The sequence below is a fragment of the Achromobacter kerstersii genome (assembly GCF_902859595.1).
Classification (GTDB): Bacteria; Pseudomonadota; Gammaproteobacteria; order Burkholderiales; family Burkholderiaceae_B; genus Achromobacter; species Achromobacter kerstersii.
The window spans coordinates 238620-262140 of sequence record NZ_CADIJQ010000003.1; the positions used below are offsets into that span (position 1 = coordinate 238620).

22 protein-coding genes are annotated in these 23521 nt (G+C 65.1%); 7 read left to right on the forward strand and 15 right to left on the reverse strand.

The genetic code is table 11. From position 1 onward, the window contains the following. Nucleotides 1-75 precede the first annotated feature (75 nt). Entirely contained in the window at nucleotides 76-1059 is a 984-nt protein-coding gene (locus HV765_RS12505) for a bile acid:sodium symporter family protein (protein WP_175169858.1), read from the forward strand. 155 nt (nucleotides 1060-1214) lie between these two features. On the opposite strand, the gene HV765_RS12510 is transcribed toward HV765_RS12505, so the two are convergent. Both HV765_RS12510 and HV765_RS12515 read right to left on the reverse strand, forming a co-directional pair. Further along, on the reverse strand, nucleotides 1215-1604 hold the full coding sequence (locus HV765_RS12510; RefSeq protein WP_175169859.1) for a Rieske (2Fe-2S) protein: 390 nt from the start codon (nucleotides 1602-1604) through the stop codon (nucleotides 1215-1217). Nucleotides 1605-1655: 51 nt separating this feature from the next. After that, a complete protein-coding gene (locus HV765_RS12515; RefSeq protein WP_175169860.1) occupies nucleotides 1656-3503 on the reverse strand; it encodes an ABCB family ABC transporter ATP-binding protein/permease in 1848 nt (615 codons plus the stop codon). A 262-nt stretch (nucleotides 3504-3765) separates the two neighbouring features. Here HV765_RS12515 and HV765_RS12520 point away from each other — a divergent pair, with 262 nt between their 5' ends. After that, nucleotides 3766-4593, forward strand: a complete 828-nt coding sequence (locus HV765_RS12520) for an aldo/keto reductase (RefSeq protein WP_054422288.1) — start codon at nucleotides 3766-3768, stop codon at nucleotides 4591-4593. Nucleotides 4594-4735: 142 nt separating this feature from the next. Here the strand turns inward: HV765_RS12520 and HV765_RS12525 are convergent, their stop codons facing one another. Beyond that, nucleotides 4736-4933 carry a hypothetical protein gene (locus HV765_RS12525; RefSeq protein ID WP_054422287.1) on the reverse strand — a complete coding sequence of 66 codons (198 nt, stop codon included), beginning with the start codon at nucleotides 4931-4933 and terminating at the stop codon, nucleotides 4736-4738. Continuing rightward, nucleotides 4930-6105, reverse strand: a complete 1176-nt coding sequence (locus HV765_RS12530) for a PepSY-associated TM helix domain-containing protein (RefSeq protein WP_054422286.1) — start codon at nucleotides 6103-6105, stop codon at nucleotides 4930-4932. Before HV765_RS12530 ends, HV765_RS12525 begins: the two co-directional genes overlap by 4 nt. 247 nt (nucleotides 6106-6352) lie before the next feature. On the opposite strand from HV765_RS12530, the gene HV765_RS12535 reads away from it, so the two are divergent. Next, nucleotides 6353-7066 carry a metallophosphoesterase gene (locus HV765_RS12535; RefSeq protein WP_175169861.1) on the forward strand — a complete coding sequence of 238 codons (714 nt, stop codon included), beginning with the start codon at nucleotides 6353-6355 and terminating at the stop codon, nucleotides 7064-7066. A 132-nt stretch (nucleotides 7067-7198) separates the two neighbouring features. Here the strand turns inward: HV765_RS12535 and HV765_RS12540 are convergent, their stop codons facing one another. Both HV765_RS12540 and HV765_RS12545 read right to left on the reverse strand, forming a co-directional pair. Continuing rightward, nucleotides 7199-9802, reverse strand: coding sequence for a penicillin-binding protein 1A (locus HV765_RS12540; protein WP_175169862.1), 2604 nt, complete (start codon nucleotides 9800-9802; stop codon nucleotides 7199-7201). Between the two features lie 303 nt (nucleotides 9803-10105). Next, nucleotides 10106-10933, reverse strand: coding sequence for an AraC family transcriptional regulator (locus tag HV765_RS12545; protein WP_175169863.1), 828 nt, complete (start codon nucleotides 10931-10933; stop codon nucleotides 10106-10108). Between the two features lie 164 nt (nucleotides 10934-11097). On the opposite strand from HV765_RS12545, the gene HV765_RS12550 reads away from it, so the two are divergent. Both HV765_RS12550 and HV765_RS12555 read left to right on the forward strand, forming a co-directional pair. Continuing rightward, nucleotides 11098-12330: an MFS transporter gene (locus tag HV765_RS12550; protein ID WP_054422282.1), complete on the forward strand. Its 1233-nt coding sequence runs from the start codon at nucleotides 11098-11100 to the stop codon at nucleotides 12328-12330. 285 nt (nucleotides 12331-12615) lie between these two features. Continuing rightward, nucleotides 12616-13860, forward strand: a complete 1245-nt coding sequence (locus HV765_RS12555) for a GGDEF domain-containing protein (RefSeq protein ID WP_054422281.1) — start codon at nucleotides 12616-12618, stop codon at nucleotides 13858-13860. Here the strand turns inward: HV765_RS12555 and HV765_RS12560 are convergent. Further along, nucleotides 13850-15757, reverse strand: a complete 1908-nt coding sequence (locus HV765_RS12560) for a S9 family peptidase (protein ID WP_156336437.1) — start codon at nucleotides 15755-15757, stop codon at nucleotides 13850-13852. The two genes, HV765_RS12555 and HV765_RS12560, sit on opposite strands and share 11 nt — an antisense overlap. Nucleotides 15758-15994: 237 nt before the next feature. Between HV765_RS12560 and HV765_RS12565 the strand changes: the two genes are divergently transcribed. Beyond that, on the forward strand, nucleotides 15995-16450 hold the full coding sequence (locus HV765_RS12565) for a BPTD_2524 family lipoprotein (protein WP_054422279.1): 456 nt from the start codon (nucleotides 15995-15997) through the stop codon (nucleotides 16448-16450). 41 nt (nucleotides 16451-16491) lie between these two features. Here HV765_RS12565 and HV765_RS12570 read toward each other — a convergent pair whose 3' ends face one another. Further along, entirely contained in the window at nucleotides 16492-16908 is a 417-nt protein-coding gene (locus HV765_RS12570; RefSeq protein WP_175169864.1) for a PaaI family thioesterase, read from the reverse strand. 104 nt (nucleotides 16909-17012) lie between these two features. On the opposite strand from HV765_RS12570, the gene dinB reads away from it, so the two are divergent. Further along, nucleotides 17013-18095, forward strand: coding sequence for a DNA polymerase IV (gene dinB / locus HV765_RS12575; RefSeq protein ID WP_054422277.1), 1083 nt, complete (start codon nucleotides 17013-17015; stop codon nucleotides 18093-18095). A 118-nt stretch (nucleotides 18096-18213) separates the two neighbouring features. On the opposite strand, the gene HV765_RS12580 is transcribed toward dinB, so the two are convergent. The 7 genes from HV765_RS12580 to HV765_RS12610 form a co-directional block, all read right to left on the reverse strand. Continuing rightward, complete coding sequence (locus HV765_RS12580; RefSeq protein WP_054422276.1) at nucleotides 18214-18675, reverse strand: GatB/YqeY domain-containing protein; 462 nt, start codon at nucleotides 18673-18675, stop codon at nucleotides 18214-18216. 80 nt (nucleotides 18676-18755) lie between these two features. After that, nucleotides 18756-19196: an excinuclease gene (locus HV765_RS12585; RefSeq protein WP_175169865.1), complete on the reverse strand. Its 441-nt coding sequence runs from the start codon at nucleotides 19194-19196 to the stop codon at nucleotides 18756-18758. Between the two features lie 52 nt (nucleotides 19197-19248). Further along, the gene (locus HV765_RS12590) at nucleotides 19249-20475 is read right to left on the reverse strand and encodes a beta-ketoacyl-ACP synthase (protein WP_054422274.1); all 1227 of its coding nucleotides are present in this window, start codon (nucleotides 20473-20475) and stop codon (nucleotides 19249-19251) included. Next, nucleotides 20475-21206 (reverse strand): 3-oxoacyl-ACP reductase FabG, encoded by a 732-nt coding sequence (gene fabG / locus HV765_RS12595; RefSeq protein ID WP_054422273.1) that lies wholly within the window; start codon nucleotides 21204-21206, stop codon nucleotides 20475-20477. Before fabG ends, HV765_RS12590 begins: the two co-directional genes overlap by 1 nt. Next, a complete protein-coding gene (locus HV765_RS12600; protein ID WP_175169866.1) occupies nucleotides 21203-21664 on the reverse strand; it encodes a hotdog family protein in 462 nt (153 codons plus the stop codon). The genes fabG and HV765_RS12600 overlap by 4 nt, the downstream gene beginning before the upstream one ends. Then, a complete protein-coding gene (locus tag HV765_RS12605) occupies nucleotides 21661-22860 on the reverse strand; it encodes a beta-ketoacyl-ACP synthase (RefSeq protein ID WP_175169867.1) in 1200 nt (399 codons plus the stop codon). Before HV765_RS12605 ends, HV765_RS12600 begins: the two co-directional genes overlap by 4 nt. Continuing rightward, nucleotides 22857-23516 carry a hypothetical protein gene (locus tag HV765_RS12610; protein WP_254600549.1) on the reverse strand — a complete coding sequence of 220 codons (660 nt, stop codon included), beginning with the start codon at nucleotides 23514-23516 and terminating at the stop codon, nucleotides 22857-22859. Before HV765_RS12610 ends, HV765_RS12605 begins: the two co-directional genes overlap by 4 nt. Nucleotides 23517-23521 lie beyond the last annotated feature (5 nt).

Sequence of the window (23521 nt, forward strand, 5' to 3'; positions counted from 1 at the left end):
AAGTAATCAGTGGCCTTCACGATGGCAAGAGGCACGCCTATAGTTCGCGGTAACTTTTCTGGAATCGCCTTTGCTATGCGCCGCTTTTTGCCCGACCAATTCACCCTGATCCTGATCGCCACCGTGGCCTTCGCCAGCTTTTTCCCGGCCGTGGGCAAGGGGGCGTCGTTCATGATGGTGGCCAGCAACGTCGCCATTTCGCTGCTGTTCTTTCTGCACGGCGCGCGCCTGTCCACCGACGCCATCGTGGCGGGCGTGAAGGATGTGCGCTTGCACGCGCTGATTCTGGCTTGCACCTTTTTGTTGTTTCCGGCCTTGGGGCTGGGCCTGCGGGCGCTGTTTCCGGGGCTGCTGACGCCGTCGCTGTGGCTGGGCGTGCTGTTCGTGTGCACCTTGTCGTCGACGGTGCAGTCGTCCATTGCGTTCACGTCAATGGCGCGCGGCAACGTGCCGGGCGCGATCTGCGCGGCGACCGCGTCGAACCTGTTGGGTACCGTGCTGACGCCGTTGCTGGTGGCGGTGCTGCTGCATCGCCAGGGGGGCGGCCATGGGCTGGCCGACGCGGGCCGCATTCTGTTGCAGCTGCTGTTGCCGTTCGCGGTGGGCAGCTTGTTGCGGCCGTGGATTGGCGCGTGGGCGCAACGCAATAGCCGGACCCTGTCCAAGGTGGATCGCAGTTCGATTCTGCTGGCGGTTTACACGGCCTTCAGTGAAGCCGTGGCGCAGGGCATCTGGCACGCGTTTCCGGCAATTGATCTGGCCACGATGGTGCTGGTGAACGCCTTGCTGCTGGGCTCGGTGCTGCTGATCACCACCTGGGGCAGCCGCAAGCTGGGGCTGTCCAAGGAAAACGAGATCACGCTGGTGTTCTGCGGATCGAAGAAGTCATTGGCTTCCGGCATTCCGCTGGCGACGGTGCTGTTTGGCACGTCGCAGATGGGCGTGGTGGTGTTGCCGCTGATGATCTTTCACCAGATGCAGCTGATGGTGTGCGCGGTGCTGGCGCGCCGTTATGCGGAACGCCAGCAGCCGGAGCAGGTGGCGGTGGCGAGCGCGTAGAGGAAGTTGCCCGGGCTTGCCGGATCGGCGGGGTTCGTCCGGTCGGTCAGGGCCAAACCGGCCTTGGCCGGGGCGGTCAGGGCCAAGCCGGCCAGGGCCGGGGCGGCCAGAGCCAAGCCGGCCAGGGTCGGGGTGGCCACAGGGCCAAGCCGGTTTTAGGCAGCAGCCTCGTCCCGCGGGCGAATCTTGCCCGTCGGCTGCCAGAAGACGCTGCCGTCGCGTTCGTCCACCGTCAGCACGGTCAGCCGGCCATTCTTACAGGGGCCGCCCACGCACAGGCCGGTGTCGGGCTGATACGTCGCGCCGTGGCGGGCGCACATGATCAGGTCGCCCGCGCGGGTGAAGAAACTGCCTTCCCAGTCGAGTTCAACGCCGACGTGCGCGCAACGGTTCAGGTAGCCGTGCACGCGGTCCTGGTAGCGGACGAAGAAGGCGGTGGTCTGGCCCGCGCCGTCGGTCACCGGCACCTTGACGCCCAGGCCGCCATTGACAAGCTCAGCGGCGGCGCAAACGCGGACTTCGGGGGCGGCGGAGGAATCCAGCATGGCGGGGCCTTCAATGAAAGGGTGCGATCTTCGGGCAGGTGAAAGGGGTTGTCAATCCGCGGGCGCGTCAGGGCCGCTGTTGGGATTGCTGGCGGACGCGTCATGGGCGCTGGGCGTGCTGTCCTGCTGACGCGCCCACATGCCGGCATACGCGCCGCCTAGGGCCAGCAGCTGCGGATGGCGGCCGCGTTCCAAAATGCGGCCGTCGGACAGCACGATGATCTCGTCCGCGTCGGCCACGGTGGACAGGCGGTGGGCGATGATCAGCGTGCTGCGGCCCTGGCTGACTTCGCGCAGGTTCGCCTGGATTTCGCGTTCGGTATGGGTGTCCAGCGCGCTGGTGGCTTCGTCGAACAGGAAGATGGCGGGGTTCTTCAGAATGGTGCGTGCAATCGCCACGCGCTGTTTTTCACCGCCCGACAGTTTCAGGCCGCGCTCGCCCACCATGGTCTGGTAGCCGTCGGGCATGGTCATGATCAGGTCGTGGATGTGCGCCAGGCGCGCGGCGGCCTGGATTTCCGCGTCAGTCGCGCCGGGGCGGCCATAGCCGATGTTGTAGTGGATGGTGTCGTTGAACAGCACCGTGTCTTGCGGCACCACGCCAATCGCCGCGCGCAGGCTGGCCTGGGTCACGTCGCGCACGTCCTGGCCGTCGACAAGAATTGACCCGCTGTCGGCGTCATAGAAGCGGAACAACAGCCGGGCGATCGTGGATTTGCCCGCGCCTGACGTGCCCACGACCGCAACGGTTTTGCCCGCCGGAATGGTGAAGCTGACGCCCTTCAGGATGGGCCGGCGTGCGTCGTAGCCGAAATACACATCCTTGAATTCGACCTGGCCGCCCGCCACGCGCAGCGGTTGGGCCTCGGGGCGGTCGGCCACTTCGCGGTCTTGGCCCAGCAGTTCGAACATGCGTTCCATGTCGATGATGGCTTGCTTGATCTCGCGGTAGATGAAGCCGAAGAAGCTCAGCGGCTGGTACAGCTGGAGCAGGTACGTGTTGACCAGCACGAAGTCGCCCAGCGTGTAGCGGCCTTCGGCGATGCCGGTGGCGGCCATCCACATGACTAGCGTCAGCCCCACCGAGATGATCGCGGCCTGGCCGATGTTCAGAATGGACAGGCTGACCTGGCTGCGCACGGCGGCGCGTTCGTAGCGGGTCAGCGACGCATCGTAGCGTTGCGCCTCGTGCTCTTCATTGCCGAAGTATTTGACTGTCTCGTAGTTCAACAGGCTTTCGATGGCCTTGGTGTTGGCCTCGGAATCCGTTTCGTTCATCTGCCGCCGGAACTTGGTGCGCCATTCGGTGACGGCCAGCGTGTACGCCATGTACGTGATGACGGTGACGCCGGTGGCCAGCGCCAGCCACACGTCGAACATCTTCCACAACACAATGCAGACAAGCCCGATCTCGAAAAACGTCGGCAGGATGTTGAACAGCAGAAACGACAGCAGTGTCTGGATGCCCTTGGTGCCGCGTTCGATGGCGCGCGTCAGCCCGCCCGTTTGGCGCGACAGGTGAAAGCGCAGCGCCAGCGCGTGCAGATGGCGGAAGATTCGCAGCCCGACCGCGCGGATGGCGTGCTGGCCGACGCGCGCGAAGATAGCGTCGCGCAATTCCGAAAACAGCAATGACAACACGCGTGCCGTGCCGTAAGCCAGGATCAGCCCCAGCGGCACGGTGACGGCCCCGGGCGCGCCTTTGCCGAGCTCGTCGATGGCGTGCTTGTAGATCAGCGGCACGTAGACGGTGGCGGCCTTGGCGGCGAACAGACAGAGCAGGGCCGCCACGACCCGCACCTTCAGCCCGGTCTGGCCGGGCGGCCACAGGTAGGGAAAGAGGGTGCGCAGGGTGGAAAATCCGCCGCGATTCTTGGGCTGCGCGTCAGGGGAATTCATGGTTTTTCAGGGGTGCCGATGCAAGGGCCAGAGGCCGTGTGACGGGCATTATCGGACACGGGCGCTATTATTTGGCAGATAACCCCTGGTACTTGTATACCCTGGCCGGGGGATGAGGTTCCGATATCGTGACGCGGGCGCAGCTCGGCAAGCTCGCTCTTTTTTCTCTTCAATCCTGGGTTAAGCCGGGCTGTGCCCAGGGTTGCGCGATCTGGCGCGTATTCGCCGCGCCAGTGTTGCGGTGCATGTTTCGGAGGGTCTTATGGCGAAGGTACCCGCAGTGAAATTGAACGACGGAAACAAGATTCCCCAGTTGGGGCTGGGCGTTTGGCAAGTGCCGGACGAGCAGGCCGCGGCCAGCGTGAAAGAGGCGCTGGCGGCGGGTTACCGGTCGGTGGACACCGCGGCCATCTATGGCAACGAGGCGGGCGTGGGCACGGGTCTGCGCGCCTCCGGCGTGGCGCGCAAGGATCTGTTCATCACCACCAAGCTCTGGAATGACCGGCACGGCTATGAAGACGCCCACAAGGCCATGGACGAAAGCCTGGAGAAGCTGGGCCTGGCCTACGTGGACTTGTATTTGATCCACTGGCCCGTTGCCGGCAGCACGAAGTTCCTGGACGCGTGGCGCGCCATGGTCGAGATGAAGGAAGACGGCCGGGCGCGTTCCATTGGCGTGTCCAATTTCACGCGGGCCAATCTGGAACAGCTGATGGAGGCATCGAAAGTGGTGCCGGCCGTGAATCAGATCGAGCTGCATCCGGGGTTCGCCCAGCCCGAGCTGCGCGCGTTCCATGCCAAGCACGGCATCGCCACGGAGTCGTGGAGCCCGCTGGCCCAAGGCGGCATCACCAAGGAAAAGGTCATCCTGGATCTGGCGGAGAAGCACGGCAAGTCACCCGCCCAGATCACGCTGCGCTGGCACTTGCAGAGCAATCTGATCGTGATTCCAAAGTCGGTCACGCCTGCGCGCATCCGCGAGAACATCGACGTGTTCGATTTTGAGCTGTCGGCCGACGAAATCGCCGCCATCGACGGCATCAAGGAAGGCGCGCGCCTGGGGCCAGACCCGGAAAAGTTCGGTAAGTAGGTGGGGGCGCCTAGCTGGGGGGCGCCTGGCTGGGGGCGCCTAGCTGGGGCGCCGAGCTGGGGGGGCGCCGAGCCGGCGCCTAGCCGGGGGCGCCAAGTCAGGCGTCTAGCCGGGTGCGGGGCAGCGGGGCCCCGTCTCCGGCCTAGTGTTTCAGCGGGAACACCCAGTAGCGCACGATCACCACAAGAAGCACGGTCAGCGTGATCCACGACGCCCAGTGCCATGCGCCGGTGCCCAGCAGCGCGGCCAGCAGGCCGAATACGCTCAGCACGCCCAGCACGATCGGCGCGCCCCAGACGAACATGAAGCCGCGGCCCCCTTTGGTTTTGCTCTTGCTCATGCAGGGGTCCTTTGCGGGGCGGCGGCGGCCTGGTGCCGTTTCACGAGTTCGTTGATGCGGGCTTCGGTGGCGCGGCGGCGCGCCACCCACAGGTACAGGCCGCTGACGAGCACCACGATGGTGATCAGGTCCAGCAGCGCCCAGATGATCTTCAGCGGCAAGCCGGCGTAATCGCCAAAGTGCAGCGGACGCGACACTTCCAGCGCAGTCAGATACCAGGGCATCTTGGCCACGGTGGTGAGCTCGCCCGTCTTGCCGTCCACCAGCACGGGCGTGTTCAGCTTGGACGTCAGCGGTGTATCGCCACGCATCCAGGCGATGTAGTGGTGCGGGCTGCCGAAGGCGTTGCCGGGGAACGCGATGAACGACACTTCATTGCCGGGCATGGCTTTCTTTGCGGTATCGGCCGCAAGCTGCGCCGACGCCAGTTCGGTGGGCACGCTCTGGCCCTTGTACGGTTCCAGGATGCGGACGAGTTCAGTCGATTGCCACAGGCGGAACAGCGGCGTCGACAGCTCGTTGATAACGCCGGTAAACCCCACCACGAATGCCCAGACCAGCGTGACGATGCCCAGCAGGTTGTGCAGGTCCAGCCATTTCAGGCGCGTGGAGCGCGTGGCGCGCACGGTGCCGAATTCCAGTTTCTTCATGAACGGGCCATACAGCACCACGCCCGACACGATGGCCACGCAGAACAGCAAGCCCATGAAGCCCAGGAACAGCTCGCCGGGCAGCCCCGCAAACAGGTCCACGTGCAGCGCCAGCATGATGCCCATGAACGAAAACTTGTCTTCGGCGTAGGGCGGGCCATCCAGCAGCACATCGCCCGTGCGGCCGTCCATGCGCACGGCGTGGCCAGACACCTGGCCGTCACCCGGCTTCTTCGCCATGCCGACATACACCTGCGGTTCATCGGGATCGAAGAACAGGTAATCAATGACTTCGCCCGGGTACATGGACTTGGCGCTGTTGACCAGCTTGTCCAGGTTGGCGGGCGGGGTGCCGGCAGGCACGTCCGACAAGGGCTTGGCGTCGTCGAGCCAGTGTTCGATCTCGTGATGGAACACCAGCGGCAAGCCGGTCAGACAGATGATGAGCAGGAAGATCGTGCAGACAAGGCTGGTCCATTTGTGGACCCAGTACCAAGTTTTGATGGTGGACGCGGCAGTCATGGCGACGGCAGGAGGGCGGCGTGCGCGGCCCCCCTTTAAGGTATTTGTGAGGAAAGTCGAAACATTATCACGAATAATAGCGATTCTCGTAACGTAATATTTTGACCCCTCTGGCGACAGAGGCCAAGGCCTGCCGCAGGGTAAAGCAGGTTAAAAAGAAGGGTCGTATTTCAACAGGCACGAATCGCCCCGGCGAGCTACCAAGAGACGGATTGCGTCCGTTTGGCGCCGGTGGCTGCGGATCATCATGGAGCAGCGTTTTTTAAAAGTCCCGCGTAACGAACGTGGCCGCGATTTTGCGGTGGGCGACGTACACGGGCATTTTTCACGTTTACAGGAAAGCCTGGACCGGCTGGGCTTCGACCCCGGCGCTGACCGGCTGTTCTCAGTCGGCGACCTGGTCGACCGCGGCCCCGAAAGCGAGGCCGCGCTGGACTGGCTGGCCCGCCCGTGGTTTTTCGCGGTGCAAGGCAACCACGAGGACTACGCGATCCGCCACGTGCGCACAGGGCAGGTCGATGTAATGAACTGGCGCGGCTACGGCGGCGGCTGGTTCCTGGACCTGCCCGAAGACCGCCAGAAGGTCTACGCCGAAGCGTTTGCGCAACTGCCCATCGCGATCGAGGTCGAGACCTCTGACGGCGCCGTGGGGCTGCTGCACGCGGACTGTCCGGTGCTGTTCTGGCCGCGCCTGGAATCCGCCTTGCAAGACCGCTACAAGCGCACCAGCGCGGCGTGCCAGTGGTCGCGAGACCGGCTGCGGCAAATGAACCGGACGGGCATTCAGGGCGTGCGGGCGGTGGTGGCCGGGCATACGCCGGTGGCCGCGCCCCTGCAACTGGGCAACGTTTATCACATTGATACCGAGGGCTGGCGCGAGGGGTATTTCACGTTCCTGGACTTGGAATCCCTGGCGGCTTGGCCGCACGAGGTGGTGACGGAGCTGATGGCCGAGGAATAGGGCGTGTCCGCTGCGGCAACGGCGGCAACGGCGGCAACGGCGGCAACTGTGGCCGCTGTGGCCCGCGCATGAACCGCACTGGAAAAAAAATGGGCGCCGCAAGGGCGCCCATTGTGTTTGGCGGAGAGCCGGTCAGAGCGGGCGTGCGGTCACGGAGCCCACGGGGGTCACCGCACTGGCGCTGGCGGGCGCACCATCGGCGCCGAGCGGGGCGGCGACGGGCGCCGCAGCCGGTGCCGCGCCGTTATCCGTGCGCGGGACTTGAATCGGTTGCAGCGGCGCCTGGACGGCGCTGGTGTTCGGATTCTGCGGCAAGGCCGCGCCGGGCGTCGGCAGCGGCTTGACCGAAGTGTCCACGCCGTCGGTCGAGCGGTTGTTGTTCAGGAAGTCGGTCAGGGCATCGCCCGAAGACAGATCCAGCGACGCCACGGCCTGGCCCGGCGGGAATTCCGAGAAATAGTATTCACCGTTGTCCACCAGCAGCCCGTCCGGACGCGGCGCGGGCTTGCCTTCCGGCACGCCCTTGAGCACCGGCTGCATGTAGTCCAGCCACGTCGACAGGGCCAGGCCGCTGCCGAATTCGTTGGTGCCCAGCGACTTGGGCTGGTCAAAGCCCATCCAGACGGTGGTGGCCAGCGTGGGCGTGAAGCCCGAGAACCACACGTCCACGGCTTCGTTGGTGGTGCCGGTCTTGCCGCCAACATCGTTGCGCTTGAGCACCTGATGCGCACGCGCGGCGGTGCCGCTGGTGGTGACGCCGCGCAGGATGTCGGCCATGACCCAGGCCGTGCGCGGGTCGATGGCGCGCGCGGCTTCATCGCCTGCGGTGACGGGCTGGGCTTCCATCAGGATCTTGCCCGAGCGGTCGGTGACGTGGGCAATCAGATACGGCGTGACGCGGTAGCCGCCGTTAGCGAAGACGCTGTAGCCGTTGACGACTTGCAGCGGCGTGGCGCCGCCCGCGCCCAGCGCCAGCGGCAACACGGCCGGCCAGCGGGATTTGTCGAAGCCGAAGCGGGTCAGGTAGTCCTGCGCGTACTGCGGCGAAATCGCTTGCAGGATGCGGATCGACACCATGTTCTTCGACCGGTACAAGCCCTGGCGCAAGGTCAGCATGGGTTCGTACTTGTTGCCGTCGTTCTTGGGCTGCCAGTCTTTGGAGCCGGTCTGCGCGGCGGTCAGCATGAAGGGCTGGTCCGAGATCTGGGTGGCCGGCGTAAAGCCGCGCTCCAGTGCGGCCGCGTAGACGAACGGCTTGATGTTGGAACCTGGCTGGCGCCATGCCTGCGTCACGCGGTTGAAGTTGCCGCGGTTGTAGTCAAAGCCGCCGATCATCGCGCGGATGGCGCCGTCTTCGGGAACCATCGACACCAGCGCCGCCTGCAGCGCCGGCATGTTGATGATTTCCCAGTTGGTGCTGTCCTTGTCGCCGGTCTTGTGGATGTAGACCACCGAGCCACGGCGGATGCGCTGGCTGTCGCTGGCCTTCGGGTTCAGCGCGCGGGCCACCACGGCCAGCGCCTTCTTGTCGGAAATGGTGATGATGTCGCGCGAGCTGCGGGCCACCTTCACTTCGGTGGGGCTGGCCGACAGCACGACGGCCGCAAGCAGGTCTTCGCTGTCGGGCGTCTTGTCTTGCACGCCGTCCAGAATTTCGTCCAGCGCCTGCCCGTCGTTTTCGACGTTGTCAGGCAGGTCGATCTGGTCTTCCGGGCCGGGGTAAACGGCGCGGCGCGTGTAGTCCATCACGCCGTCGCGCACGGCGCGGTAGGCGGCTTCCTGGGCTTTCGAGTCGATCGTGGTGTAGACGTCGATGCCCTTGGAATAGGTTTCTTCCTGGAACACGCCGTACATCAGCTGGCGCGCCAGTTCGGCGGGGTAGTCGCCGTGCACCGCGAAGCCGCGCGCGCTGGAGCCGTCCGCGCCGCGGATGGTCAGGTGCTGCTTCAGGGCTTCGTCGGCCTGTTCGGGCGTCAGATAGCCCAGCGTTTTCATGCGGCCCAGCACATAGTGCTGGCGGATTTCGGCGCGCGGGAAGTTGGTGATGGGGTTGAATCGCGACGGGGCCTTCGGGATGCCCGCCAGCATGGCGGCTTCGGCCGGCGTCACTTCCGACAAGGGCTTGCCGAAGTACGTGCGCGACGCCGCCGCGAAGCCATAGGCGCGGTGGCCCAGATAGATCTGGTTCATGTAGAGCTCAAGGATCTGGTCCTTGGTGAGCTCGTTTTCAATCTTGAACGTGAGCAGCAGTTCGTAGAACTTGCGCGAATAGGTCTTTTCGGACGACAGGTAGAAGTTGCGCGCCACCTGCATCGTGATCGTGCTGCCGCCCTGCGTCTTGGACCCCTTGACCACGTTGGTCAGCACGGCGCGCGCAACGCCCATCCAGTCGACGCCACCGTGGCTGTAGAAGCGGTCGTCTTCGGCCGCCAGCACGGCTTGGCGCATCACGGGCGGGATTTCGTCAAAGCGCAGCACATTGCGGTGCTCTTCGCCGTATTCGCCGATCAGGACTTTGTCCGCCGTGTAGATGCGCAGCGGCACGCGCGGCCGGTAGTCGGTCATCGCGTGCAGGTCGGGCAGGCTGGGCCAGGCCAACGCCAGGGCGAGCCCCAGCAGAACGGCGCCGCACACGGCGGCGCCGGCCGCGAGGATGCCCGCTTTGACCAGGAGTCGTTTCCAGGGAAGGCCCGATTTGCCGCCCGGGGTGGCGGTGGATTGCTGGGGGGTGCTCATTGCAGGCGATTCTAGGACAGAACGCTATAGACCGGCCAGGGCGCAATAAGGTTTCGGTAACCAAACTTGCCGGGGGCTGGGTGGGGGCGATTTGCCACGTAAATAAGGGGACGGGGTCTAGCATACGCGGGGCGCGGCGTTCGTGCGCGGGCGCGTGAAAAACCTTGATGAAATGCGCTGTGAAATGTATTGCGCGCGGTGACAAACGGCAAGGCCCCAAGCGTGCTTTTTTTGCGCACCCGGCGCGGGTTTGGGGGGCTCGCGCGCGCTTGCGCCGAGCTTAAGCGCGGTTTTATTAGGTATTCAGCTTGCGTTCAGCGCATCGGCATTTTGCAGATATCGCTGGGGCGGCGCGCCCAGCGCCCGATGGAACATGGCGCTGAAGGCGCTGGGGCTGCGGTAGCCCAGGTCGGCGGCAATGCGCGCCACCGGCACGCCCAGCGACAAGCGGCATACCGCATCCGCCAGTCGCACTTGCTGCACCCATTGGCGGTAGTTCAGCCCCAGCTCGGCCTGAAATAGCCGGATCAACGTGCGCGCGCTGGCGCCCACTTCGCTGCCCCAGGCTTCGATGCTGCGTTGCAGGCCCGGCTGGTCCAGGATGGCCGTGCAAATGGTTTGCAGACGGCGATCGCGCGGCCATGGAATCTGGATGGGCACCACGCGCGCCGCCGCCAGTTCGGACAGAATCAGCGACGCAATCTGCTCGACCCGGCCTCCCAGCGGATAGTCGATGGGCTCGGCGGTCAGCGCCAGGATCAGTTCGCGCAGCAGGCCGCTGACTTCGATCACCTGGCATTGCGGCCAGAAGCGGGCGGCGGCGTCGGCCTGAATGTAGAGCGACCGCATTGACACCGGCCCCACCATGTCCACCCCATGCGGCATGCCCGCCGGCACCCAGAGCGCGCGCAGCGGCGGCAGCGCCCAAAAACCGCTGGGCGTGGTGACGCGCATGACGCCGTCGACGGCATACAGCAGTTGGGCGCGGGGGTGGGAGTGCGCGCCGGTCTGGGCGCTGGCGGGAAATTCCTTGGCCATCGCGGTGACCACGCGAGGGCGATGCTGATAGTCCTGCGCATTGACGCTGCGGTCGGGATCGGGGCGCTGAGGCAAGGGCAGGCGGATGGGCATGATGTCACTTCCGACAAAAGGATGAGTCGAACGGTGAAAGGAGGATGCCGGTATTTTGTCACTTGTGCGACGAAAGTTGGCAGATCAATCTGCCAGCGGATTCCTACACTGTAGACGGAGCCCGGCACCGTTGCCGGGCCGTCTTTTCTCTTACGCATACGCCCATGCCCCCCGCCCAGAATCCCGCCGCAGTTTCGCCTGCCTCCGACTCTTCCACCGCCTTCAAGGTTTTGGGCGCCATCAGCGTCGCGCACCTGATGAACGACATGATCCAGTCGATCCTGTTGGCGATCTATCCGATGCTGAAGGAATCGTTCAGCCTGTCGTTCGCGCAGATCGGGCTGATCACGCTGGTGTACCAGCTGGCCGCCTCGCTGTTGCAGCCCTTCATCGGCTTCTACACGGACCGCAATCCCAAGCCGTATTCGCTGCCGGTAGGCATGGGCTTTACGTTGGCGGGGCTTCTGCTTCTGTCGGTCGCCCCGTCGTTCGGCTGGCTGCTGGTGGCGGCGGTGCTGGTGGGCACGGGTTCGTCGGTGTTCCATCCCGAGTCGTCGCGGGTGGCGCGCATGGCCTCGGGCGGGCGGCATGGCCTGGCGCAGTCGCTGTTCCAGGTGGGGGGCAACGTGGGTTCAGCGCTGGGGCCGCTGCTGGCGGCGCTGTTCATCATTCCGCACGGGCAGGGCAGTGTGGCGTGGTTCTCGCTGGCGGCGCTGTTTGGCATCGTGGTGCTGACGGGCATCGGCCGCTGGTATAGCGCCAACCGGGTCCGGCTCAAGCCGCGCGCGCGCAGCGCAGGCGCCGAAAACGGGCTGAGCCGCAATCAGGTGCTGGGCGCTTTGGCCGTGCTGGGCGTGCTGGTGTTCTCCAAGTACTTTTATCTGGCCAGCCTGAACAGCTACTTCACGTTTTATCTCATCGACAAGTTCGGCTTGTCGGTGCGTGAGGCGCAGCTTTACCTGTTCCTGTTCCTGGCGGCGGTGGCGGTGGGCACGGTAGTGGGCGGCCCGGTGGGCGACCGCATCGGCCGCAAGATCGTGATCTGGGTGTCGATTCTTGGCGTGGCGCCATTCACGTTGCTGCTGCCCTATGCGAACCTGTTCTGGACGGCGGCGCTGGTTGTGATCATCGGCATGGTGCTCGCGTCAGCCTTTTCCGCCATCGTGGTCTATGCGCAGGAGCTGGTGCCGGGCAAGGTGGGCATGATCGCCGGCCTGTTCTTCGGGTTCGCCTTCGGCATGGGCGGGGTGGGGGCGGCCGCGTTGGGCAAGCTGGCGGACGCCACCAGCATTGCTTATGTGTATCAGGTGTGCGCCTATCTGCCGCTGCTGGGCGTGGTGGCGATTCTGCTGCCGAATGTCGAAAGAAAGGCATCCGGGGGTAAGCCCGCAAAGTAGAAGTTTTAACTGTCAAATACTGCAAAGGGTGATCCACACGCCCTGAGCTTGGCGTATTCTTCGCTGCATACCGTGCAATCGTCTTGGCGCGGGTAGTAAAGGTTCTGGACACTGACACCGGCCGTCGCGACCGAAAATCGTCGCGACCCCGGTGGTTTCTTTTGTCCTGCTGGTAACAAAAAGCATCAAGCATGCTGACGTGTAACGCGTCCCCACCCATGAACCCAGTGCAACGGCAGATCCAAGCGACGGCGAACGCTAAACAGGCGCCCGCCGGCAGAAACCATGACGACTTCCTTATTCTTCTTGATGTGGGGGCTGGCTACGGCGTTGGCGTTGCCGTTGCTTTTGCCTTTCCACACGCGCGGCGTCGGCGGCATTCAGGCTTTTACCGCGGCCAATGCCCTGGCCGTGGTGTCTCTGCTGTCTTATGCGTCGGCCGAGATCGTGCCCCCTGGCATTTACATCATGCTGTCCAACGCCGCCTGGGTCTGTGCGGCAAGCCTGGTGTATGTGGGCGTGCGCCAGTTCTTTGGCCTGCGTCCGCAGATCGGGCGCATGGTGTGCATCACCCTGGCCTGTTTGGCCGGATTTGCGGTGATGCTGTATGGCCATGACGCAATGAGCGGCCGCATGCTGCTGTTTTCGGCCTACACCTGCGTCGTGATGACCGCCACGGGCCAGATTGTGTTCCAGCAACGCAAGCGCATTGCCACGCGCGGCGTAACGCTCTACCTGATGCTGGCGATCTTCGGCCTGGCCTTGCTGCATGCGGGACGCGTGTTGGTGTATGGCACCGGCCTGGCTGAGCCCGTGTCCATGCTGCACCCCTCGGCGTGGGGGTTGTTCTACATCGTATGCGGGTCGGTGACGGTGCCAGCGTTGTTTCTGGCGCTGCTGCTGATGGTGCAGACCCGCTTGTCGGAACAGATGCAGGCCGCCTTGACGTTCGACAGCCTGACCCACGTGTATTCCCGGCGCACCATTCTTGACGAGCTTGAGCGCGAATTACAGCGTTGCGGGCGTTCGGGTTGCCAGCTGGCGGTGCTGGTGTTGGACATCGACCATTTCAAATCCATCAACGACCGCTACGGCCATGCCGCGGGCGACACGGCGTTGCGTCATTACGCGAAAGTGGTGCAGAACGCGGTGCGCGGAACCGACCGCTTGGGCCGGCTGGGCGGTGAAGAATTTGTGCTGCTGATGGTGGATTGCGACCCGGCGCGCGCGCTGGTGCACGCGCAGCGCGTGTGCGATGCCTTGCGCGATGCGCCGTTGTACCTGCAAGGCGTCGAGGTGCCGATGACCACCAGCGGCGGGTTGGCGTCTTACCAGCCGGGTGATAGCGCCGACGTGATTTTGGCGCGTGCCGACGTGGCCTTGTACCGCGCCAAGGACGAAGGGCGCGATCGCGTGGAGATGGCGTTTACCGGTTTGGGCGCAGGCCGCCCGCAAATGGGCGGCCTGGCCAGCGGCGCGGCGGCAAATGCGCCCGTCGCCGCTCAGCAAGCAGCGGGGACTACGGTTTGAGGTGTTCCGTCAGGAACTTCTCCATGGCTTCGTAGAACTCGAACTTGTTCTCGTCGTTGTGGAAGCCGTGGCCTTCGTTGTCCTTGACCATGTATTCCACTTCGACGCCGCGCGCTTTCAGCGCCTTGACCATCTGATCGCTTTCGTCCTTGTTGACGCGGGGGTCCTTCGCGCCTTGGGCAATGAACAGCGGCGTTTTGATCTTGTCCGCATGCAGCGCGGGCGAGGTCGCGGCCAGCCGGTCCTTGTCGCGTTCCGGGTGGCCCACCATGTCCTGCATCTTGTCGAGCATGGGCTTCCAGTACGGCGGAATCGACTTCATGAACGTGAACAGATTCGACACGCCCACATAGTCCACGGCGGCGGCGTACAGATCAGGCGTGAACGTCACACCCGCCAGCGTGGCGTAGCCGCCGTAGCTTGCGCCATAGATGCCGATGCGTTTGGGGTCGGCGATGCCTTGCTGGATCAGCCATTGGACGCCGTCGGTGATGTCGTCCTGCATCTTCAGGCCCCATTGGCCGAAGCTGGCTTCCCAGAACGCGCGGCCGTAGCCGGTGGAGCCGCGGAAGTTCATCTGCAATACGCAGAAGCCGCGGTTGGCCAGGAATTGCGTTTCCGGGTTGTAGCCCCAGCCGTCGCGCGCCCACGGGCCGCCATGCGGGTTCACGATGCAAGGCAGGTTCTTGGGATCGCGGCCTTTGGGCAGCGTCAGGTAGCCGTGAATGGTCAGGCCGTCGCGGCTTTGATAGCTGATGGGCTGTACCTGCGACATGTCGCTTTCCGGAATGGCCGGGTTGATGTCGGCCAGCTTGGTCAGCGTGTCGGAGGCGGCGTCGTACAGGTAGCGCGAGCCCGGCGTGCGGTCGTTGTAGGCGGCCACGATGAAGACGTTCTCGTCGCGGTTGGAGCCTTGCAGCGCGATGTCGTAGCCCTTCAGTTTTTCAGACAGCGTCTTGAACAGGGCTTCGGATTGCGCGTCGAAGAATTTGTATTGCGGCTTGTCGGTCTGGTAGGCCGCCAACGTCAGCACGCGGCGCTTGCGCGAATAGCCGGCGCCGTCGAGATCAACGGTGTCGGGCGTGAAGACTTCTTCTTCGGCGTCGGGCTTGGCCGGGTCGATGACCACCAGCGAGAGCCGGTCGCGGCCGCGGTTGCTCAGCGCGTACATCTTCTTGTCGTCGAACGTGAAGAATGACGGGCTGACGCTCGTGCGGTAGTCGGTCGTGATCAGCGGACGGAATTCGGACGCTTCGTCGTCGCGGTAGAGCAGGGTGGTGTTCAGGCCGTCGCTGGTGACGGCGGCGCGCACCTTGCCCGCGTGGTCCGTTTGCCAGCCGACGATATTGCCCGGGTTCTGCGCCACCAGCACGGCGGCGCCCGTATGGACGTTGACGCGGTACACGTCGAAGACTTCGGGGTTGCGCTGGTTGTGGCTGATCAGGACGTGGTCGGGATCATCTTCCAGATCGTCTTCGATGCTGGCGCGTGCGCCTTCGTACGGGGTCAGGTCGGTGACCTTGCCGGTCTTGGCGTTGACGGCCAGCACGTGGTAGTTCTCATCGCCGCCGAAGTCCTTCTGGTAGAGCACGACGTCGCCGCCCTTCCAGAAGTAGTTGCTGATGTCGCGGGCGGTTTCGCTGGTGATCTGGCGCGGTTCGCCGATCAGCTTGCTGCCTTCCAGCGGCTGCACATAGATGTTCATGCGGGCCGGGTTGCCGTCCACGCTGGTGGGCTGCATGAAGGCTAGCGTCTTGCCGTCTTCGGCCAGGCGGAAAAAGCCGCGCTCCGGATTGCGGAAGAAATCTTTCAGGGGGTAGGCGCGGGGCGGCGGCTGCGTGGCGCAGGCGCCCAGCGTGGTGCCGACGATGCCGGCGGCCAAAATGGTGCGCGTCATGAATGCAAACAAGGGAAGACCTCCGTGATTTCAATGCCTTAGCTTGCGGTTGGCACGGCTGCGGCATTGTTGCGGATATGGCGCGGGCCGGCATTTGCCGGCCCCGCGAAAGCCACGGGCGCCAGGCGCCAGCGGCTCGTCGATAATGCCATAGTCGCGCGGGCGGTGTCGAACCGGCCCTACTTATGCCGCCGTACGGTTTGCGGGATAATCGCGGCAATTCATCTGGAGAATTACATGTACAGGAATCTGGTCGCGGCATCGGCGCTGGCCCTCGGCCTGGCGGGCTGCTCGCTGGGCATTTCGAAAGACAGCGCGGGGCCTCACAGCGAGTTCAAGGCCCCGGTCGCGTTCAAGGACGCCTACGCCACGGTGATCCGGCAGTCGAACAACTGCCTGCGCAGCACCGACAACGCCTATCGTGTGATTTCTGATCTGAACGAAGGCGCGCAGTCGGGCGTGGTGCGCGTGCTGGCGCCGTACACCGACAATGAAATGTCGCGCGTCGAGCTGAAAGCGGCGGGCGCAAAAAGCACCGACGTGCGCATCGTGATGTGGGGCAAGGGCACCTGGGATGCCGCGGCGATGCAGGCGATGCAGGACGCGATCTACTACAGCATCACGTCGTGCAGCACCTACATGCCGCTGGACCCGCGCCCGGCCGTGAAGCCGTCGCGCGACCTGCCGAAATAAGCGGATGGCGGCGTCCGGCCGGACGCCGCATCTGGCGCGGCTTAATCGCCGCCCGGGCGGCGGCGGATGATCTTGAAGGTGGCGGTGGCGCGCGCGACCAGTTCGCCATCGGCGCGGCGAATATCGCCTTCACAGAACGCGATGGACGCGCCACGGCGCAGGCAGCGCGCTTCGATGACCAGATTGTCCGTGCCGGGAGACAGGAACGTGGTGTTCATGTCGATGGTGGCCATGCCTTCGGTGGCGTCGGCCGAGCCACGCGCCGCCGCGCTGAGCGTGAAGTCCAGCACGCTCATCAGCGTGCCGCCATGCACGTCGCCGCGGCTGTTGGTCAAGTCCTGGCGCCAGGGCAGCGTCGTGCGGGCATAGGCCGGCGCAATGCTTTCAGGCACCAGGCCGATGAAGCTCATGAAGGGAATCGTCAGGCCGAAATAGTCGGTTTGGGCGGGTGCTGTCATGGGTAGGCGTGGACGCAAGGGATAAGCGGATAAGCCGGTCATAATATATTTTTTTGGTGTGGGCGCCATTGCCAGCTGCGGGCGGCCACGTTGTCTTGAACGGAATGTCTGAACTCTTGCGCAAGATCGTGCATGTGGACATGGATGCGTTTTACGCGTCTGTAGAGCAGCGCGACAATCCTGAACTGCGGGGCAAGCCGGTCGTCGTGGCCTGGACTGGCCCGCGTTCGGTCGTGTGCGCCGCATCCTATGAGGCGCGGCGCTTTGGCGTTCACTCGGCCATGTCGGCCATTCGCGCTGAACGGCTCTGTCCGCAAGCCATCTACGTGCCGCCGGATTTCAACCGCTACCGCGAGGTCTCGCGCCAGATACGGCAGATCTTCGCGCGCCACACCGACCTGATCGAACCCTTGTCGCTGGACGAGGCCTACCTGGATGTCACCGTCAACAAATGCGGGTTGCCGTCAGCCACGGAAGTGGCGCTGGTCATTCGCCAGCAGATTCGCGAAGAGACCGGGCTGACGGCCTCGGCCGGCATTGCGCCCAACAAGTTTCTGGCGAAGATTGCATCCGACTGGAACAAGCCCGACGGCCAGTTTGTGGTGCGCCCAACCAAGGTGCTGGAATTCTTGCAGCCCTTGCCCGTGCGCAAGGTGCCGGGCGTGGGCAAGGTGACGCAGGCGCGGCTGGAGCAACTGGGCATTCAGACGGTGGGCGACCTGGCCACGCACAGCGTTGAAGAGCTGACCCATTATTTCGGCCGTTACGGCAGGCGCCTGTATGAGCTGGCGCGCGGCATCGACGAGCGCGAGGTGCAGACCGATCAGCCCTTGCAGCAGGTGTCGGCCGAGACGACGTTTTCAGAAGACATCCGGCTGGACGCGCTGGGCGACGCCATTGACCGCATGGCGGACAAGGTGTGGGATCAGGCGCTGAAGAAGGGGGCGCTGGGGCGCACGGTGGTGCTCAAGCTGAAGACCGACCGCTTTCGCATCCTGACGCGCAGCCAGACCAGCCCGAACCCGCCGGGGTCGGCGGCCGAGCTGGCCGCGGTGGCCAGGCTGCTGTGCGAGCGCGTGGAATTGCCGCCGGAAACGCTGTACCGGCTGGCGGGCGTGGGGATGAGCAACTTTGCCGACCCCGCCGAGCAGTCGCGCCAGCCGGATCTTTTCGGCGGTGCGTTTTAGGGGCTAAAAGCGGGGGCTAAAAAGCAGGGGCTAAAAAGCGGTGGCTAAAGCGCGGCGGCTAAAGCGCGGCGGCTAAAGCAGCGGCTGATGCCGCGGCCATAGCCCCCGCGGCAGGCGATCAGGCCAGACGGGCCTTCACTTGGGCCGACAATGCGGTCATGTCGGCACGGCCGGCCAGCGCTTGCTTGAGCAGGCCCATGACCTTGCCCATGGCGGGTGCGCCCGTCACGCCTTGCGCGGCCACTTCGGCGAACGCGGCGTCGATGGCGGCGGCGACTTCTTCAGGGCTTGCGGCCTGCGGCAGGAATTCCTGCAGCACCAGCAATTCAGCCTTTTCCTGCTCCGCCGTTTCGGTGCGGCCGGCCTGTTCGAACGCGGCGATGGACTCGCGGCGTTGCTTGACCTGCTTTTCGATGATGGCGGTGACTTCGGCGTCGTTCAGTTCGCGGCGTTCGTCCACTTCTTTCTGCTTGACGGCAGCCAGCAGGAAACGCAGCGTGGTCAGGCGCTCGGAGGCCTTGGCGCGCATGGCGTCCTTGACGGCGTCCGAGAGGCGGGTCTTGAGCGTAGCAGTGCTCATGGGGAAACCTTTAATGTGGTGTTGCGGCAATCGCCAAGTGTAAACCGGGCGTGCTGAATCGGGCGTCGCCTGAATCGGCTTTACTTCACCTGGGTCAAGTCGCCGCGCAGCGCCACGCCCGCCACCGTGGCGCCCGCATGGCATTCGTAATCCGTCTTGCTGGTGGACACGTTCTTGCGATAGTAGCTAACGATATTGGTCACCGCATTGGCGTTGGCCTTTTTGGCGGCTTCGTGCAGGGCGATCACGGCGGATTGCGCCACCCATTCGCAGGCCACGGCGTCCTTCTTGGCGATGGCGTTGGTCTTGCGGTTGGTGACCACGCCCGATTCCAGCACCTTACCCTTGGGGCCCGTGCCGGCCAGGTAGAACTTGACGCTGCCGTCGATCTTGCCTGCCGCCAGCGCGGCGTCGATGGCGGGTTGCAGCGGCAGGAAGACGGTGCGATCCGCAGCCAGCGCCTGGGCCGAGCAGGCAAACGACAAGGAGAGGGCGCCGAACAGCTTGTAGGAAATCTTCATGACTTCTCGTTCCAAAAGTGAAGGTTGAAATACGCGCGCGCGTTGTCGGCGCTCAAGGCCAGCGGCGGAAAATAAGGGACGTATTTATCCCGCCAAACGCGAAATTGTTGTTCATGACGTATTCGTTATTCATGTGGCGGCCCTCGCCCTGCAGGTAATCGAGCTCGCCGCAACGCGGGTCGATATTGCGCAGGTTCAAGGTGGGCGCGTACCAGTCGCGGTTCATCATTTCGATGCTGAACCACGACTCCAGCACGCCGCACGCGCCCAGCGTGTGGCCCAGAAAACTCTTCTGCGAGCTGATCGGCATGCGGCTGCCAAACAGGTTGTGGGTGGCTTGGGTTTCGGCGATGTCGCCTTGTTCTGTAGCGGTGCCGTGGCCGTTCACGTAGCCGATCGCCTCGGGCGGCAAGGCGGCATCAGCCAGCGCCATTTCCATGGCGATGCGCATGGTGGCGGCTTCGGGGCGGGTGATGTGCGTGCCGTCGGAGTTGCTGCCAAAGCCCACGATTTCTGCGTGGATGCGCGCACCGCGCGCCAGCGCGTGGTCCAGCGATTCCAGCACCAGCATGCCGCCGCCTTCGCCAATGACCAGGCCGTCGCGGTCACGGTCATAGGGGCGCGGCGTCAGTTCCGGCGTGCCGTTCTGCTGGCTGGTGGCGTAGAGCGCGTCGAACACCAGCGCTTCGCTGGCGCACAACTCTTCCGAGCCGCCCGCCAGCATCATTTCCTGACGGCCGTAGCGGATGGCTTCGTAGGCGTAGCCGATGCCCTGGCTGCCCGACGTGCAGGCGCTGGAGGTCGGGATGATGCGGCCTTTCAGCTCGAAGAAGATGCCGACGTTGGCGGCGGTGGTGTGCGGCATCATGCGCACGTAGGAGTTTGCGTTCAGGTCTTCCGTGACGCCGTTGAGCAGCATGTTGCCGAAGGCGCGGATTTCGGCGGTGCTGCCCACTGATGACCCGCAAGCCACGCCCATGCGGCCATCGGTAATGCTGGGGTCGCCCAAGAGCGCGGCGTCGGCCAGCGCCAGTTCGGCGGCGCGCACCGATAACTGCGACACGCGGCCCATGCTGCGCAGTTGCTTGCGGGTCCAGTGCGCGGGCACCTTGAAATCTTCAATCGGGCCTGCCAAACGGGTATTCAGTTCGGCAAAGCGCGACCAATCGGGCATGTAGCGGATGGCGCTGCGGCCCGATGCAAAGGCTTGCTGGACGCTTGCCCAATCGGAACCCAGTGCGCTGATGCCGGCCATGCCGGTGATGACGACGCGTTTCATCAGCACAGCCCTCCGTTCACAGCGATGACCTGGCGCGTGATGTAGGCCGCACCGGGCGACATCAGGAACACCACGGTGGCGGCAACCTCTTCGGGCCGCCCCATGCGTTGGGCCGGCACGGCTTTCAAGATTTCTTCCACGGGCACGTGCTCGTCAATCATGTCGGTGTCGATCAGGCCGGGGGCCACGCAATTCACGGTGATCTGGCGTTTGGCCAGTTCAACCGCCAGCGCTTTCGCCGCGCCGATCAGCCCGGCTTTGGAGGCGCTGTAGTTGACCTGGCCACGGTTGCCCACCAAGCCCGACACCGACGCCATGCAGACCACCCGGCCTGCCGCACGGCGCCGGATCATGGGCATGGCAAGCGGGCTGAGCACGTTGTAGAAGCCGTCGAGATTGGTGCGCAGCACCTGGTCCCAGTCGTCGCCCGTCAGCGCGGGGAACGCGCCGTCGCGAGTCAGGCCGGCATTCAGCACAACACCGTAATACGCGCCGTGCGCATCAACGTCTGCTTGCAGGACGGCGGCGCATTGGGCGCGGTCAGACACGTCAAATTGCAGGACGCGGGCTTGCCGGCCGCGCGCCTGGACTTCGGCCTGTACGGCTTCGGCTTGTTCGCGTTGCTGGCGGCAGTGCAGCACCAGGTCATGGCCTGCGTCGGCCAGGGCCAGCGCGATGGCGCGGCCGATGCCGCGGCTTGAGCCGGTTACGAGGATGGGGGCAGCGCTCATTGAAGGGGGGCTTCCTGAATAAATGCAGTGGGGTCTTTGGGCTGATAGACATTCAGCCGGGCCAGGGCCAGCAGGCGGGTCTCGTCGCGCAGTTCGCACTCGAAGACGCTCATGCCGCTGGCGTCGATCAGGCCGCGTTGGACGTGGATGAATAGCGCCGCGCCTGCGGGCAGGCGGTCGATATGGCATTCGTAGCGGCGCGTGCCAAGCAGAAAGCCCAGCTTCACGGCGTCACCCGCCTGGCGCGCCTGGCAACCGGCCCACGCGCCAACGGCTTGCGCCATGAGCTCCATGCCCAGCCAGGGCGGCAGCGAACCGTCGGGCAGCGAGTACGGGCCGGGTCTGACGACGGCGCGGGCGCGCAGGCTGTCATCGTCATAGCCGTCGACGTGGTCGATCAAAATCATGTTGCCGGCGTGCGGCAACAGGCTGGCCACGGGCCAGGGGCAGGCGTTCATGTGCGGGCTCCCAGGATCAGGCTGGCGTTGTTGCCGCCGAAGGCAAACGAGTTGCTCATGGCGATGCGCGCGCGTCCGCCGGCGTAGTGTTGCTGGCCGGTGCTGAACGTCAGGGCGGGCAACGCCGGGTCGCCTTGGCCGTCCCACACGTGGGGCATCAGGCGGCCGTCGGCATTGCGTGACGACAGCGTCATCCACGCCAGCGCGGCTTCCATGGCGCCGGCCGCGCCCAGCGTGTGGCCGGTCAGCGCCTTGGTCGACGCGCACGGCACGCCGTCGGGGAACACGGCTTGCATGGCGTGGCTTTCCATGGCGTCGTTGTGCGGGGTGCCAGTGCCGTGCAGGTTGACCCAGCCGATGCTGGCGGGCGTCACGTTCGCCGATTGCAGGGCCGCCAGCATGGCCTGCCGCGCGCCTGCGCCGGTGGGTTCGGGCGCTGACATGTGCCAGGCGTCGGAACTGGCGCCGCCGCCCAGAAGCGCCACGGCATCGGCGTCGGCGGCCTCGCGCTCCATCACGAACAGAACACCGGCTTCACCGATGTTGATGCCGCGGCGGTTGGCCGAGAACGGCAGGCAGAGCGCGTCGTCCACGGCTTCCAGCGTGGCGAACCCATTGATCGTCAGGCGGCACAGCGTGTCTGCGCCGCCGCAGACGACGGCGTCGCACAGGCCGGCGACCAGCAGCCGGCGCGCCGACAGCAGCGCGCGGGCGCTAGACGTGCAGGCGGTGGACAGCGTGTAGGCCGGGCCCGTCACACCCAGGTGCGCCGCCAGAAACGAGGCGGGCGACGACAAGGCCTGGCGCCGATAGTCGTAGCGGGCGGGCCAGGCCCCGTGCGCCGCCAGATGGCGGAAGTCGGGCGCGTTGTCGTTCACGCCCGACGTGCTGGTGCCCAGCACCACCGCCACGCGGTCCGCGCCGTAGCGGGCGATGGCGCGTTGCAGTTGCGGTGCGATCTGGTCTGCGCACGCCAGCAGCAATTGGTTGTTGCGGCTGTGATGCTGCGCGGGCAGGGCGTCAGGGATGGCGGGCAACGCGCCTGCGTAGCCGCCCAGCGTCAGGCTGCGGCCATCGACCCAGCCGGTTTGCGCGCGCATGCCCGAGGTGTCGCCGTTGAACGCGGCTTGCGCGACCGTATCGACGCCTGCACCTAGCGCGCAGACGATACCCGGGGTGCCCAACCAGCTGTTCATGGTTGCTCCTTGAGCGGCGAGATGCGCCACGTGACGCCGCTAGCGGTGGTAATCGAAAACACGTCGGCGTTTGAGACGTTTGTTGTTGTGGTTTGCGCATTCGTGGCTTGCGCATTGGTGGCTTTCGCGTTGGTGGCTTGCGCATTCGTGGCTTGCGCATTGGCGGCGTCCGCGTTGTTGGCTTGCGGCCAGCGGACCTTCCAGCGCACCGCGCCCCGCTCCAGCAGGCTGCGTTCGGCCGCGCCGCCGCTGTCTGTCTGCGCACGCCAGTTGCCCGCGCCATAGGCGGCATCCAGATTTTCTTGCGGCGTCCACGCGAACATCAGCGCGGCGAACAGGTCGCGCGCCTGCGCATTGGGCCGCAAGAAACCGTCATTGCGCCATTGCCCGTGTTCCAGCATCTGGCGCGCCTGCGGCACGCCCATGGGGTCGAACAGCGACCAACGCAGCGCCGCGCCTTCGCGCTGCACGACCAGCATCGCGTCCAGTGCCGGTTGGCCCGGCGCTTCCTGCACCACATGCAACTGGCGCGGAACGGAAAAATCGGCATCGCGCGCAGGCATGGGCGGCGCGCCCGCGCAGCCGGCCAGCAGGGCGAACGTCATTGCCACGGCCAGCGTGCGGCAAGAGAGCAGGAAGGACGGAATGGCGCGCATCGTTG